The organism is Sphingomonas glacialis (assembly GCF_006439055.1).
In the GTDB taxonomy this organism is placed as follows: Bacteria; Pseudomonadota; Alphaproteobacteria; order Sphingomonadales; family Sphingomonadaceae; genus Sphingomonas; species Sphingomonas glacialis_A.
This window is the reverse complement of sequence record NZ_RCZC01000005.1, coordinates 179806-193249: the sequence shown is the minus strand read 5'-3', so window position 1 is coordinate 193249 and position 13444 is coordinate 179806. Positions and strand designations below refer to the sequence as shown.

The following is a 13444-nucleotide window of genomic DNA, read 5'->3' as shown; positions in this document are numbered from 1 at the left end:
GGTTCAAGCCGCTTCGGGCTTAAGCGGCAGCGTCAGGAGATTATTCGTGTCCCTTCGTTACCCATCGCTTCTTGCCGCGCTCGCCGCGCCGGCCCTGGTGTCGGCCGCGCCCGTCGGCGACCTCTCCTCGGTGCAGAAGCATCTGCAATCGGTCGAGAGCATGACCGCGTCGTTCACCCAGACCGATCGCGCGGGCAAAGTGCTGACCGGCGTGCTGACGCTCAAGAAGCCCGGCAAGATCCGCTTCCAATATGAAAAGGGCGTGCCGATCCTGATCGTCGGCGACGGCAAATCGCTGTGGTTCCTCGACTATTCGGTCGGGCAGAAGCAGCGCTGGCCGATCGGCGGTTCGCCGCTCGGCATCCTGCTCGACCCGTCGCGCGACATGCGCGGGATTGCCAGCGTGGTGCCGACGGGCAACCCCGAGACGGTCGCGGTCGATGCCGCCGACCCCAAGCATCCCGAATATGGCCGAATCAGCCTGGTGTTCGTGCGCAATGCGACCGCACCGGGCGGGCTGATGCTGCAGGGCTGGGTCGCGCTCGATTCGCAGAACAATCGCACGACGATTCGGCTGTCGAACCAGCGTTTCAACGCGCCCGTGAGCAATTCGGCGTTCCAATGGCGCGATCCAACGCCCGCGTCGGGCAGAAAATAACCCGCGCGGCGATCGGTTCATATTGGCGACAGGTTTGCAGCGGTAATGCGGACTTGCGGATGTGAGGTGCTACCGGGATTTTTCCCCCTGTTGCCCGGACCCTTGCTTCCCGCCTGCGTGACGAACGCTAGGTCGGCCCTCGCTCCATGCCCCCGGAGCGGGGGCCTTTCCATGTCCGGTACTGGGTCTGGTAGCGGCGGGTGGCGCGGGACCCTTGCGATGGCTACAGCGCTGGCATGACGACACCGCTCAAGATCGTATCGTGGAACATCAATTCGGTCCGCTTCCGCCTCGACATCGTCGAGACCTTCCTGCGCGACATGGCACCCGATATCCTGTGCCTGCAGGAAACCAAGGTGGTCGATCAGGATTTTCCGACCGACAGCTTCCGCGCACTCGGCTACACCCACATCATGCTCCACGGGCAGAAGATGCACCACGGCGTCGCGATCCTGTCGAAGGTCCCGCTGGTCGAGGACGACCGCTTCGACTGGCAGGCCAATCAGGAGGCGCGCCATGTTGGCGTGCGGCTCGAATCGGGGATGCGGATCGAGAATGTCTATGTGCCCGCCGGCGGCGACGTGCCCGATCGCGCGGTGAACCCCAAATTCGGCCAGAAGCTCGATTTCCTCGAGCGGATGACGCAGTGGTCGCAAGGTCTGACCGTACCGACGCTGCTGGTCGGCGACCTCAACATCGCCCCGCTCGAGTCGGACGTGTGGAGCCACAAGCAATTGCTCAAGACCGTCAGCCATACGCCCGTAGAGGTCGCGGCGATGGACCGGCTCAAGGCTTCGAACAGCTGGGTCGATCTCGGGCGGCATTTCTTCCCGGCGCCGGCGCGGTTGCATACGTGGTGGAGCTATCGCTCGGTCGATTGGACGGTCAACGATCGCGGCCGGCGGCTCGACCATATGTGGGCGACCGCCGATGTTGCGGCCAAGGCGACGCGGCACCATGTCTATGAGGAATGCCGCAGCTGGCTCAAACCCTCCGACCATGTTCCGATTATGACCGAATTCGCGATATGACCCCCCCGAGTGCTGGCCCAAATGCGGGCGACGCGCACAAGACCGCGCTCGCGATCGATGCGCTGCGCCGCGGCTGGCCGGTGGCGATCGAAGGCGCCGACGGCACGCTCGCGCTGCTGCCGATCGAGACCGCCGACCCCCCGCGGCTTGCAGCGTTCGATCCGGGCGCGAGCGCGCCGTTGTTGCTCTCGGCCGGCCGCTCGGCGACGCTCAAACTCGCCAACCAGCTCGAGGCGGCGGCGCCCGATGCGCCGGTGCTGGTCGAGCGCGCGCCGTGGATCGACTTCGCGATGGCGACCGCGCTCGCCGATCCGCAATTCGATCTCGACACGCCGATGAAGGGGCCGTTCCGCGCGATCCATCTCGCGGAGACCGAGGCCGGGGCGGCTGCGCTGCGCCTCGCGCGAATCGGCGGCGTGCTGCCGGCGTTCTTTGCGCGGGCGGGCGAATCGGTTGCGTTGGTGCTGACGCCCGGTGATATCGACGCGCATGAGGACGCCGCCCGTCTCACCATCGCCACCCGCGCGCATCTCCCCGTGGTCGGCGCCGAAGATGCCGAGATCGTGGCCTTCCGCACGCCGGAAATGCCGGGCGAACATATCGCGCTGCTGATCGGCGAGCCAGACGGCCGCCCGCCGCTGGTGCGGTTGCACAGCGAATGCCTGACCGGCGACATGCTCGGCAGCCTCAAATGCGATTGCGGCCCGCAGCTTCACGCCGCGATCGACGCGATTGCCGCGAGCGGGTGGGGGATCGTGCTGTATCTGCGCCAGGAAGGCCGCGGGATCGGGCTGATCAACAAGCTGCGCGCCTATGCGCTGCAGGACCAGGGGTTCGACACGGTCGACGCCAATACGCGGCTCGGCTTCGCGGTCGATTCGCGCAATTTTGCTGTCGCGGCGCGGATGCTCGAATTGCTCGGCCAGAGTTCGGTGCGGCTGCTGACCAACAATCCGCAGAAGGTCGCGCAGCTCGAGGGTGCCGGGATCAATGTGGTCGAGCGCGTGCCGCATGTCCTGCCGGCCAACCCGCACAACGAGCGTTATCTCGCGACCAAGCGCGACCGCACCGGGCACCAGTTCTAACGCGTCGCCCACCGTCACCCCGGCCTTGTGCCGGGGCCCAGCGTGCCGCGCGGTACACCTCGGCAGGATCCGCGGCATGGTAGACCTCGGAACACGTCCCGGGTGACGGGAGATGGGTGATCGCGCGTCCCATGCCGGCGTCTCACCATCGCATCACGCGATTGCCCTCGGCGCCCAATTCGAAGGCGGGGAAGCTCAGTCGAGCAGCTGCCGGATCGTCGCGAAATCCCCCGCCACGTCGTGCACCCCGATCGCGCGCAGCTTGTCGGCATGGTCGGGCCCGCAATGCGTGCCGCCGACGAAGCCGATGACATGCGCGCCCGAGGCAACCGCACCGGTCGCGCCGACGGGCGAATCCTCGACGATCACGCAGCGCGCGATATCGACGCCGAGCGCGGCGGCGGCGTGGAGATAGATGTCGGGCGCGGGCTTGCCGTTGACGACATGCTCCTTGCCCGAGAACAAGCGGTCGCCGAACGCATCGCGCAGGCCGATATGATCGAGATGCCGCGCGATCCATGCGGTCGAGCTCGACGAGGCGATCGCCTTGGGCAAGTCGGCCGGCAGATCGAGAATGAACTGCACGGCCCCCTCGACCGCGTCGATCCCCTCGCGCATCACGCGATCGTCCTCGGCGCGGCGCGCGGTGTGGAAATCGTCGGGGAGCGTGCGCCCGATCCAGCGCTCGACCGCGCCGATGAACGATGCGCCCGAGAGCCCCATGAAATTGGCGAACGAATCCTCCGCCGTCGTCGGATGGCCGATGCTCGTCAGATAGTCGGCGATCTGGCGGTTGCCGACGGCCTCGCTCTCGATCAGCACACCGTCGAAATCGAAGATGATCGCGTCGAAGGTCATGAACGGCTTCCAAACAGAGCGGTGCCGACGCGGACATGCGTCGCGCCGAGCATCACCGCGGTTTCATAATCGCCCGACATGCCCATGCTGAGCGCATCGAGTCCGTGGTCACGCGCGATCTTGGCGAGCAGTGCGAAATAGGGTGCGGCCTCGGTTTCGAGCGGGGGGACGGCCATCAGGCCGATGACCGGCAGCGCCGCGGCGCGCGCTTCGGCGAGCAGTGCGGGGAGGTCTGCAATGGGGCAGCCGCCCTTTTGCGGCTCGTCGCCGATATCGACCTGGAGGAAGCAGTCGGGCCGGCGGTCGTGCTTGTCCATCGCGCGGCCGAGCGCGGTGACGAGCGAGGGGCGGTCGACCGAATGGATCACGTCGAACAGCGCGACGGCATCCTCGGCCTTGTTCGATTGCAACTGCCCGACGAGGTGGAGCGCGACACCCGGATAGGCGTCGCGCAGCGCGGGCCATTTGGCGTGCGCTTCCTGGACACGATTCTCGCCGAACGCGCGCTGGCCGGCGATGAGCAGGGGCTCGATCGCTTCGGCGGGCTTGGTCTTCGAGACGGCGATCAGCGTGACCGAATCGGGCTTGCGGTCGGCGAGCGCGGCGGCGTGGGCGATCTTGGCCTGGACGGCGGCGAGCGCGGCGGTGGGGTCGTCGGTGGACATTGGCGGCGCTATAGGCGCGGCTATGCCCTCGCGTCACCCCAATAGCCGCACAGCGCGTGCGCCGACGCTCTGGCTGATGACCGATGAACGGATGGGGGCGGCGTTATGGCCAGCGCTCGCCGTGCTGCCGCGCGGGAGCGGCGTGGTGTTCCGCCATTTCGCCACCGGAGCGGCCGAGCGTGCTGCGCTGTTCGCGCGCGTTGCGCGGATCGCACGGCGGCGCCGGCTCATGCTGGTCGAGGGGGGAAGCGCCGCGCAACGCCGGGTGCTGCATCCAGCGCATTCTGTTCGTGAAGCGATCGTCGCACGGCGCGCCGGCGCCACGCTGGTGCTGGTCTCGCCGGTCTATCCGACGCGGACGCATCCCGGCGCTGCCGCGCTAGGTCCGCTCCGCGCCGCGGCAATCGCACGCGCGGCAGGGCTCCCCGCGATCGCGCTCGGCGGAATGACGCGCGCGCGGTTCAAGCGGATGAAGGCACTGGGCTTTGTCGGCTGGGCGGCGATCGACGGGCTGACGCCCAGAGTCGCACCCTGAGTCGGATCAGAAGCGGAAGGCAGTTCCGACATAGACGGCCTGGCTGTCGCGGCGCGTCGGATCGGCAGCGGGCTGCTCGATCAGGCGCTCACGCTCGGCCTTGTAGCGCACGCCGGCGGTGACATCGATCCGCCGCGTCAGCGCATAGGAGCCGCCGACATCGATCGAATAGGCCGGCGCATCCTCGATCAGCTTGGGCGCGCCGGGGAGCGGACGGTCGGTCGCGGCCTTTACGCGGCCGGTGAAGCGGTTGCCGGTATAGCTGACGCCGAGATCGGCCGCCTCGCGACCGCCGGGCAGCCCGGCGAGATCGACCTTCGACACGTCGCCCGACACCGCGAAGCGCTTCCAGCCGACTGCGACGCCGAGATTGTAGGCGATCGGCGTCAGGTTGGTGGTCGAGGCCGGAACAGGCGCGGTACGATCGACCACGGCGATGCCGCGGGCCGAGCGCGCGCGAATCGCCACCGTCACCGGATGCGCGCCATCACCGCGCGCGTCGGATGGGGTGAAGCGGAAGCCGCTGGTATCGAGACCACCGCGCGCGAAGATCGCAGCAAGCCGGGGATCGGCCGAAGCCGGGGTGAACGAACCGATGCCGCGCACGAACACGGGGCGCTTGGCGGCAAAGCGTGCCGCCGGCGATTCGCTCGCGCCGAGTGCCGGAGCCACGGCACAGCCGAGGGCGACGAGCGACCCCACAGCAATCCCGGACAACCAACGAACAGACAACACGTGCAACCCCTCTGTGCGTGCCTCAATCGGCATCGCTTATCTGACAACGCGCCTATCACGATTCAATTCCGTCGTGCCACTGTAATGGCGCAATTTCCTCGAAGAGTGTCACGAAGGACACACATTGCGGCAGGCGACGCTCAACGGCGCATTTTCGCAGAGGATCCCGCCGGAGGTGTTGCTTGCGGCGAACGTGCAACATTCTATAGATACCGCCACTCCCAAGTCTCCGTTTTGCTCAGGAACTGCCGATGATCCGCCGCTCAGGCACCGCGCCCCGCACCCTTTTCGTGGTTTCATGCGCGCTTGCCGCAACGCTGTCGCTCGGCGCCTGCGGTCATAAGGGCGGTCGCCCGGTCAATGCCGATCTCGCCGCGTCGAAGGTCACGACGATCGGCGTCAACGCCTATCTGTGGCGCGCGAGCCTCGACACGCTGAGCTTCATGCCGCTGCTGCAGACCGATTCGAACGGCGGCGTGATCGTGACCGACTGGTACATCAATCCGGCCGCGCCCTCCGAGCGCGTCAAGGTGACGGTGACGATCCTCGACCAGGATCTGCGCGCCGATGGTCTGCGCGTCGCAGCGCTTCGCCAGGTCAACCAGGGCGGCCAGTGGGTCGCGGCCCCGGTCCAGGCGGCAACGGTGCAGAAGCTCGAAGACATCATCCTGACCAAGGCGCGTGATCTGCGTCGCGCCGCCGTCGCGGGCTAAGGCAGCACTCTTATGGCGTCACGCTTCAATGCGCTGAAGGCGGACGCGGCTTGGCAAAAGGTGTGGGACGACCGCGCCACCTTCGCCGCGGACGATACCTCGACCAAGCCGCGTTCCTATGTGCTCGAGATGTTCCCCTATCCGTCGGGGAAGATCCACATGGGCCATGTCCGCAACTATACGATGGGCGACGTGCTCGCGCGCTATCGGCGGATGACCGGCATGGAAGTGCTTCACCCGATGGGGTGGGACGCGTTCGGCATGCCCGCCGAGAATGCCGCGATGGAAAAGCATGTCCACCCCGGCGGCTGGACGCGCGATAATATCGCGACGATGAAGGCGCAGCTGAAGCGGCTGGGCTTCGCGCTCGACTGGAGCCGCGAGCTGGCGACCTGCGAGCCTGAGTATTACGGGCACGAGCAGGCGCTGTTCCTCGACCTGTTCGCGGCGGGGCTCGTCTATCGCAAGGAAAGCTCGGTCAATTGGGACCCGGTCGACATGACCGTGCTCGCCAACGAGCAGGTGATCGATGGCCGCGGCTGGCGCTCGGGCGCTTTGGTCGAGCGTCGCAAGCTGTCGCAATGGTTCCTGAAGATCACCGACTTTGCCGATGAGCTGCTCGAGGGCTTGGATGGGCTCGAGCATTGGCCCGACAAGGTCAAATTGATGCAGGAGAATTGGATCGGGCGCAGCCAGGGGCTGCAGTTCCGGTTCAAGCTGTCCGACGGCGGCGCGGTCGAGGTGTTCACCACCCGCCCCGACACGATCTTCGGCGCAAGCTTCGTCGCGGTCGCCGCGGATCATCCGATCGCGCAGGCGCTGGCGGCCGAGAATCCCGCAGCGGCCGAGTTCATCGCCTTGTGCAAGCGCGGCGGCACCACCGCCGCCGAGCTCGACACGCAGGAGAAGCTCGGCTTCGACACAGGCATCACCGCGGCGCATCCGTTCGATCCCGCGTGGCAGCTGCCGGTCTACATCGCCAATTTCGTGCTGATGGAATATGGCACCGGCGCGGTGTTCGGCGTTCCCGCGCACGACCAGCGCGATCTCGATTTCGCGCGGAAATACGATCTGCCGGTGCGCCGCGTCGTCTCCGACGGCGATGTGACCGACCCGGTGTTCGAGGGCAACGAGGCCGCGACCGGACCCGGCACGCTCGTCAACTCGCACTTCCTCGATGGCATGGACGTCGAGGACGCCAAGCGCACCGTGATCGCCCGTGCCGAGGGCGAAGGCTGGGGCACCGGCTCGACCGTGTTCCGCCTGCGCGACTGGGGCGTCAGCCGCCAGCGCTATTGGGGCACGCCAATCCCGATCATCCACTGCGACGCGTGCGGCGCGGTGGCGGTACCCAAGGACCAGCTCCCCGTCGTGCTCCCCGAGGACGTGTCGTTCGACATTCCCGGCAACCCGCTCGATCGCCATCCGACGTGGAAGCACGTCGCGTGCCCGTCGTGCGGCGGGCAGGCGCGGCGCGAGACCGACACGCTCGACACTTTCGTCGATTCGTCGTGGTACTTCATCCGCTTCGCCAGCCAGCCCAAGGACAAGCCGTTCGACCGCGCGGTCGCCGAGCAATGGCTGCCCGTCGCGCAATATATCGGCGGGGTCGAGCATGCGATCCTGCATCTGCTCTACGCCCGCTTCTGGACGCGTGCGTTGAAGCATATCGGGCTGCTCGACGTGGCCGAGCCGTTCGCCGGCTTGTTCACGCAGGGCATGGTCACGCACGAGACCTATAGCCGCCAGATCACCGAGCTCGGCAGCGACGGCGTCGACAGCATCACCAAGCCGCTGTGGCTGTCGCTCGACGATATCGTCCGCAACGGCGACGGCTGGACCGAGAAGGCGACGGGCGAGGCGGTCACCGTCGGCCGTGTCGAGAAGATGTCGAAGTCGAAGAAGAACACCGTCGACCCGACCGGCATCGTCGATCAGTACGGCGCCGACGCGACGCGCTGGTTCATGCTGTCCGATTCGCCGTCCGAGCGCGATCTGCCGTGGAGCGAGAGCGGGATCGAAGGGTCGTGGCGCTTCATCCAGCGGCTGTGGCGGCTGTTCGACGGCGAGCGCGCCGGGGAGGGCGGTTCGAAGAACGCCGCGCTCGACCGCAAGCTGCACCAGAGCATCGCCGGCATCGCGCTCGATATCGAGGCGTTGAGCTTCAACAAGGCGGTCGCCAAATTGTACGAGCTGACCGCCGCGATCGAACGCGCCGAACCCTCGGCGTCGCGCGATGCTGCGATCGCCACGCTGATGCGGCTCGTTGCGCCGATGGCGCCGCATCTCGCCGAAGAGGCCTGGGCCGCCGCCGGGAACCAGGGCCTGATCGCCGACGCTCCGTGGCCCAAGGTCGATGCCGCGCTGTTGGTCGAGGACGAGGTCACCATCGCGGTGCAGGTCAACGGCAAGCTGCGCGACACGCTGACGCTCCCCAAGGGCCATCCGAGCGATGCGGTCGAGGCCGCCGCGCTCGCGTCGGACAAGATCGTCCGCATCCTCGAAGGCAAAGCCCCCCGGAAGGTCATCGTCGTGCCCGATCGTCTTGTGAACATCGTCGCATGATGCGGCGGCTTGCCCTTGTCGTGCCGTTCGCCGCGCTCACGCTCGCGCTGGCGGGCTGTGGCCTGCATCCGCTCTATTCGGGCGGCGGTTCGGGTGCGGTCGCGGGCGGGCTGACGCAGATCGAGGTCGGTCCGATCGAGGGCAAGTCGGGCTGGCTGATGAGCAATGCGCTGCGCGACCGGCTCCACGCGCAGGCGAGCCCGCGCTATCGGCTCGAGATCAAGCTCGACGATCAGATCACCGGGCTCGGCGTCAATCGCGACAACTCGATCTCGCGCGAGCGCCGGACGCTGCGCGCGCGCTATCAGCTGGTCGATCTGTCGAACGGGTCGGTGCTGCTCGATGCGACCGCGGGGTCGGACGCCGGTATCGACGCGGTCAATTCGGAATATGCGACGATCGCTGCCGAGGACACTGCGCTCGAGCGGCTGTCGCAGATCGTCGCCGACCAGATCGTCGCGCGCGTCGCCACCTATGTGCAGCGTACCGCGCCCGAGCCGCGCTGATATGCCCCGCGGGCGGGCGTCGTGAAAGCCAATCTCAACCAGCTGACGCGCGCGATCGACAGCGGCAATCCCGACATCCGGCTCTACGTGCTGTACGGCCCCGATGAAGCGGGCGCGCGCGACATCGCGGGCCGGGTCGCGCGCGCGCTCGGGCCCGATGCCGAGCGCGTCGATCTCGAGCCGGCGCTGCTCAAGGCTTCGCCCGGTCGGCTCGCCGACGAAGCCGCGTCGATGTCGCTATTCGGCACCGCCCGCCACATCCGCGTCGCGGGTGCCGGCGAGGAAAGCGTTGCGGCGGCGACCTTGCTGCTCTCGGCCGAGCGCGCCGGCAATCCGGTCGTCCTGCTCGCGCCGACGGCAAAGGCGACCTCGGCGCTGGTCAAGCTCGCGACGGGCGACCCGCGCGCGATGTCCTGCGTCTTCTACGTCCCCGAGGGCGGCGAGGCCGACAAGATCGCGACGAGCATCGCGCGCGAGCAGGGCTTGCGCACGATGGGCGGGACGGCGGCGCGGATCGCACTCGCCGCGGCGGGCGACCGTGCGGTGATGACGCGCGAGCTCGAGAAGATCGCGCTCTATCTCGACGCAGCGCCCGAGCGGCCGCGCGAGCTCGACGATGCCGCGCTCGATGCAATCGGCGCGGACCTCGGCGATTCGGAAATGTCGCGCGCGATCGATGCGGCGATCGGCGGCGGGCCCGATGTGCTCGGCGAGGAACTGGCGCGGCTCGCGGTCGCGGGCGTCTCGCCGATCCCGTTGCTGCGCCAGCTCGTCCGCCGCCTGATGAGTCTCGCCGAACTGCGCGCCGAGATCGATAACGGTGCGAACATCAACAGCGTGATCGAGCGCGTCTTCTTCCGCGAACGCGTGACGACCGCGGCGGCGCTGCGGATCTGGTCGGCACCCAAGATCAGCGATGCGATCGACCGCGTCCGCCGCGCCGAACGTGCGACGATGGCGCCGTCGAATGCCGGAACGGTCTTGTCGGACGCAGCGATGCTCGGCGTCGCGCGGATGGCGGCGCGGCAGCGCAGTTAGGCGCGCGGCGGCAAGCCCCAGTCGATCGCGCCGCGGCCATGCGCGACGAGAAACGTGTTGGCGGCGGAGAAGGGGCGACTGCCGAAGAAGCCGGCATAGGCCGACAAAGGCGAGGGATGCGCCGCTTTGAGCACGAGGTGCCGGCCACCCTGCGTCACGTCCTCGACAAACGCCGCCTTTTTCTGCGCGTGCGCACCCCAGAGTATGAACACGGTCGGGTCGGGCGACCCCGCCACCACGCGGATCACTGCGTCGGTAAAGCGCTCCCAGCCGCGCTTTTGGTGTGAGGCGGCAGCGCCCATCCGCACCGTCAGCACCGCATTGAGCAGCAGCACGCCCTGCGCCGCCCAGGCGTCGAGCAGGCCGTGCCGGGCCGGCGCGATGCCGAGATCGCCCTCAAGCTCTTTATAGATGTTGCGCAGGCTCGGCGGGATCCGCACGTCGTCCCGCACCGAGAAGCTTAGCCCGTGCGCCTGCCCTGGCCCGTGATACGGATCCTGGCCGAGGATCACGACGCGCACCGCGTCGGGCGGCGTCAGCTCGAGCGCACGAAACCAGTCGCCGCGCGCCGGGAAGATTTCCGTCCCCGCGGCCTGCTCGGCATCGAGGAATGTATCGAGCGCCTGCATGTACGGCTGCGCGACTTCATCCGCCAACGCATCGCGCCAGCGGGGGGGCAACGGCTGCATCGCCCGCCCGTCAGCGCTTCCGGACGAACTCGGCGCGCAGCACGAGGCCCTTGATGCCCTCGTAACGGCAATCGATCTCCTGCGCGTCGCCGGTCAGCCGGATCGACTTGATCAGCGTGCCGCGCTTGAGCGTCTGCCCGGCGCCCTTCACGGTCAAATCCTTGATCAGCGTGACCTGATCGCCGTCGGCGAGCACGTTGCCGACCGAATCGCGCACGACGACCGCATCGTCGGTTGCGGCGGCCGTGGCATCGCCGGCAGCGATCCATTCGCCGCTGGCTTCGTCATAGATATAGCTGTCGGTGTCGCTCATGTTCAGCTCTTGATCGTGACCATCGGGACCGGCTGGCCCTTGCTGGTCGGGTTCGAGGCGTTTGCCTTGGGCGCCTTCTCGGCCTTGGGCTTGCGCACTTCCTTGTTCGATTTCTTCTGGCTCTTGGCCATGACGGTTCCTGACCGGGGCGAAAGGCCCCGCCGCACCCTAGCGCCGAATCGTGCGGGTAGCCGCATCAATTCGGACGTGCGGCGATTTGCCGCAACCTTTGGGCAGGCGGCCCGTTATCGCTCATGCCGGACGCGCCCCCCTTCGCGTCCGGCACCCCCCAAATTACGATCGCTCAGTACGATCCCGGGATCTGGCGCTGGCTAGGATCGGGATGATTGGGCGTCATCAGTTCGAGCCCGGCGGTATCGGCGCGCAGCGATCGTGCGGCGACGCTGCTCGTCGCGGCGGCGGTGATCGGGGTGCAGCTGCGCCCGGCGAGATAATCGAGCGCGGCGCGGGTCGAGCTTTCGAGCGGGCTCCCCAGCTGATGGGTGATGTCGTCATTCGCCTGGCAGCTGGCCTCGACGATGCTGCGCACGCCGTCATAATAAGCACCCTGGCGATTGGCGTTCTGCAGCGCAAAGGCGATCACGCGCAGCCGATCGTCGCATTGCGTGCGGTCGAGAGCGATCTGTCCGACGGGCTTGCCATAGGTGTTGGTGCCAATCAGCCCGACATTTGCGTGCAGATACGGAATCTGTGCCGCGAGCACGAGTTCGCTCGCCGAGGCGGTGCCCGCCGTGCCGATGAACGCGATCTTGGTCGGCGCGATCGATTGCGGCTGCGGCGCGAAGAACGCGGTGGTGTTGTTCGACGCCTTCTCCGGCCGGAAGGTCATATAGTCGATCACGTCCGACGTCGCGCGGTTCGCGCCAAGCAGATTGCTCATCAGTTCGGCGATCGAGACCAGTCCGCCGCCATTGTAGCGCAGATCGATGATCACGTTGGTGATGCCGGCGGTGCGGAACGACGCGAAGGCGGCGCGCAAGGCCGGGTCGGCGGTCGAGATGAAGCTGCGCAGGTTGAGATAGCCGACCTGGCGCCCGCCATCGTTGATGATCTGCGCGCCGTAGCGGCTCGACACCGGGGTCAGCGCGAAATCGGTCTTGCTGAGCGTCACGGTGCGCGTGCCGGCGGCATCGTTGATCCGCAGCAGCCGCGTCGTCCCCACCGTATTGGGGCCGAGCGCGTCGCTCACCCCCGCGCTGCCTTGCGTCGCGATGATCGAATCGACCGTCCGCAGATCGGCGGTGGTCGTGCCGATCGCGAGGATTTCGGTGCCGCGGTCGATGCCGGCAGCCAGCGCCGGCGTGCCCTCGAAGGTTTCGATGCCGAACGCGCGGCGTGCGGTCGAATCGATTCCGAGCCGGAAGCCAAAGCCGGCGCTCGCGCCGCTGTCGTAAAACGCGGTCTCGCTCGCGATCGAGGTGAGATAGGTGAAATAGCGGTCCTTGCGCTGCGCGCGCGCAGTCGCGGTGAGCGCGTCGATGTAATCGCCGACGGTGGTATAGGGCGTCGGGTCGAGCGCTGCGGGCAGCGTGTCGGGGAAGAGATACCATTCGCGCAGCTGCGCCGCCGCCCAATCCTGGCGTTCGCGCAGCGAACAGCCCGCGACGGCGGTGGGCGTTGGAGTCGATGTGGGCGTCGGTGTCGGTGTCGAAGCGGTCGGGGTGGAGCTCGACCCGCCGCCGCCGCCCCCGCTGCAGGCCGAGAGCAAGGCGGCAAGCGCCAAACAATGCGTTACGATACGCGGCTTCGTCATGGATATCTCCCCCTAGTAAGAAGAACCTAAGGGGCAGTATCGCGCTTGTCAGTTCGAAAATTCGTGATGGGAAATGGCGGGCGGTGGCCCGCTCCCGATCAGGCGATCGGGGCGAGCGACACGGCAGTCGAGGCGAGCACGGCGGTGAGCATGAGCGCTGCGACGAGCGAGACGGCGACGCGCTGGAGCGATTCGAAACGGACGGTCATGATGGAGTTCCCTTTGCAATCTGGCGCTTCGGACCATCCGAAGCGTCGATGCCGGGATCTTTGCACAGCG

Annotated in this window: 15 protein-coding genes; 8 read left to right on the top strand and 7 right to left on the bottom strand. The window is 67.5% G+C overall.

The window, feature by feature from the left end; all coding sequences use genetic code 11:
* Positions 1-46 precede the first annotated feature (46 nt).
* From EAH76_RS17140 to ribA, 3 genes are all read left to right on the top strand, one after another.
* Positions 47-658 carry a LolA family protein gene (locus EAH76_RS17140; RefSeq protein WP_140851489.1) on the top strand — a complete coding sequence of 204 codons (612 nt, stop codon included), beginning with the start codon at positions 47-49 and terminating at the stop codon, positions 656-658.
* 236 nt (positions 659-894) lie between these two features.
* Complete coding sequence (locus EAH76_RS17135) at positions 895-1689, top strand: exodeoxyribonuclease III (RefSeq protein ID WP_140851488.1); 795 nt, start codon at positions 895-897, stop codon at positions 1687-1689.
* On the top strand, positions 1686-2774 hold the full coding sequence (ribA, locus tag EAH76_RS17130; protein ID WP_140851487.1) for a GTP cyclohydrolase II: 1089 nt from the start codon (positions 1686-1688) through the stop codon (positions 2772-2774). The genes EAH76_RS17135 and ribA overlap by 4 nt, the downstream gene beginning before the upstream one ends.
* 195 nt (positions 2775-2969) lie before the next feature.
* Here the strand turns inward: ribA and EAH76_RS17125 are convergent, their stop codons facing one another.
* Together EAH76_RS17125 and EAH76_RS17120 are read right to left on the bottom strand one after the other, a co-directional pair.
* A complete protein-coding gene (locus tag EAH76_RS17125) occupies positions 2970-3632 on the bottom strand; it encodes an HAD family hydrolase (RefSeq protein WP_140851486.1) in 663 nt (220 codons plus the stop codon).
* Positions 3629-4297, bottom strand: coding sequence for a YggS family pyridoxal phosphate-dependent enzyme (locus tag EAH76_RS17120; RefSeq protein WP_140851485.1), 669 nt, complete (start codon positions 4295-4297; stop codon positions 3629-3631). Before EAH76_RS17120 ends, EAH76_RS17125 begins: the two co-directional genes overlap by 4 nt.
* 22 nt (positions 4298-4319) lie before the next feature.
* Here EAH76_RS17120 and EAH76_RS17115 point away from each other — a divergent pair, with 22 nt between their 5' ends.
* On the top strand, positions 4320-4832 hold the full coding sequence (locus tag EAH76_RS17115; RefSeq protein WP_140851484.1) for a thiamine phosphate synthase: 513 nt from the start codon (positions 4320-4322) through the stop codon (positions 4830-4832).
* Between the two features lie 6 nt (positions 4833-4838).
* Here the strand turns inward: EAH76_RS17115 and EAH76_RS17110 are convergent, their stop codons facing one another.
* The gene (locus tag EAH76_RS17110; protein ID WP_431357996.1) at positions 4839-5567 is read right to left on the bottom strand and encodes a hypothetical protein; all 729 of its coding nucleotides are present in this window, start codon (positions 5565-5567) and stop codon (positions 4839-4841) included.
* A 251-nt stretch (positions 5568-5818) separates the two neighbouring features.
* Here EAH76_RS17110 and EAH76_RS17105 point away from each other — a divergent pair, with 251 nt between their 5' ends.
* Genes EAH76_RS17105 through EAH76_RS17090 form a run of 4 tightly spaced genes read left to right on the top strand, consistent with a single transcriptional unit; the run spans position 5819 to position 10389 of the window.
* Complete coding sequence (locus EAH76_RS17105; RefSeq protein ID WP_140851483.1) at positions 5819-6280, top strand: DUF3576 domain-containing protein; 462 nt, start codon at positions 5819-5821, stop codon at positions 6278-6280.
* Positions 6281-6292: 12 nt separating this feature from the next.
* Positions 6293-8845 (top strand): leucine--tRNA ligase, encoded by a 2553-nt coding sequence (gene leuS, locus EAH76_RS17100; RefSeq protein WP_140851482.1) that lies wholly within the window; start codon positions 6293-6295, stop codon positions 8843-8845.
* On the top strand, positions 8842-9351 hold the full coding sequence (gene lptE / locus EAH76_RS17095) for an LPS assembly lipoprotein LptE (RefSeq protein ID WP_140851481.1): 510 nt from the start codon (positions 8842-8844) through the stop codon (positions 9349-9351). The genes leuS and lptE overlap by 4 nt, the downstream gene beginning before the upstream one ends.
* Before the next feature lie 21 nt (positions 9352-9372).
* A complete protein-coding gene (locus EAH76_RS17090; RefSeq protein ID WP_140851480.1) occupies positions 9373-10389 on the top strand; it encodes a DNA polymerase III subunit delta in 1017 nt (338 codons plus the stop codon).
* Here the strand turns inward: EAH76_RS17090 and ung are convergent.
* The 4 genes from ung to EAH76_RS17075 all read right to left on the bottom strand — a co-directional run bounded on the left by ung (position 10386) and on the right by EAH76_RS17075 (position 13165).
* Complete coding sequence (gene ung / locus EAH76_RS17085; RefSeq protein ID WP_140851479.1) at positions 10386-11078, bottom strand: uracil-DNA glycosylase; 693 nt, start codon at positions 11076-11078, stop codon at positions 10386-10388. The genes EAH76_RS17090 and ung overlap by 4 nt on opposite strands.
* Positions 11079-11088: 10 nt before the next feature.
* Entirely contained in the window at positions 11089-11391 is a 303-nt protein-coding gene (locus EAH76_RS17080; protein ID WP_140851478.1) for an alkylphosphonate utilization protein, read from the bottom strand.
* Between the two features lie 2 nt (positions 11392-11393).
* A complete protein-coding gene (locus EAH76_RS24725) occupies positions 11394-11522 on the bottom strand; it encodes a hypothetical protein (RefSeq protein ID WP_268249508.1) in 129 nt (42 codons plus the stop codon).
* A 173-nt stretch (positions 11523-11695) separates the two neighbouring features.
* Positions 11696-13165: a S41 family peptidase gene (locus EAH76_RS17075; RefSeq protein ID WP_140851477.1), complete on the bottom strand. Its 1470-nt coding sequence runs from the start codon at positions 13163-13165 to the stop codon at positions 11696-11698.
* Between the last annotated feature and the right edge of the window lie 279 nt (positions 13166-13444).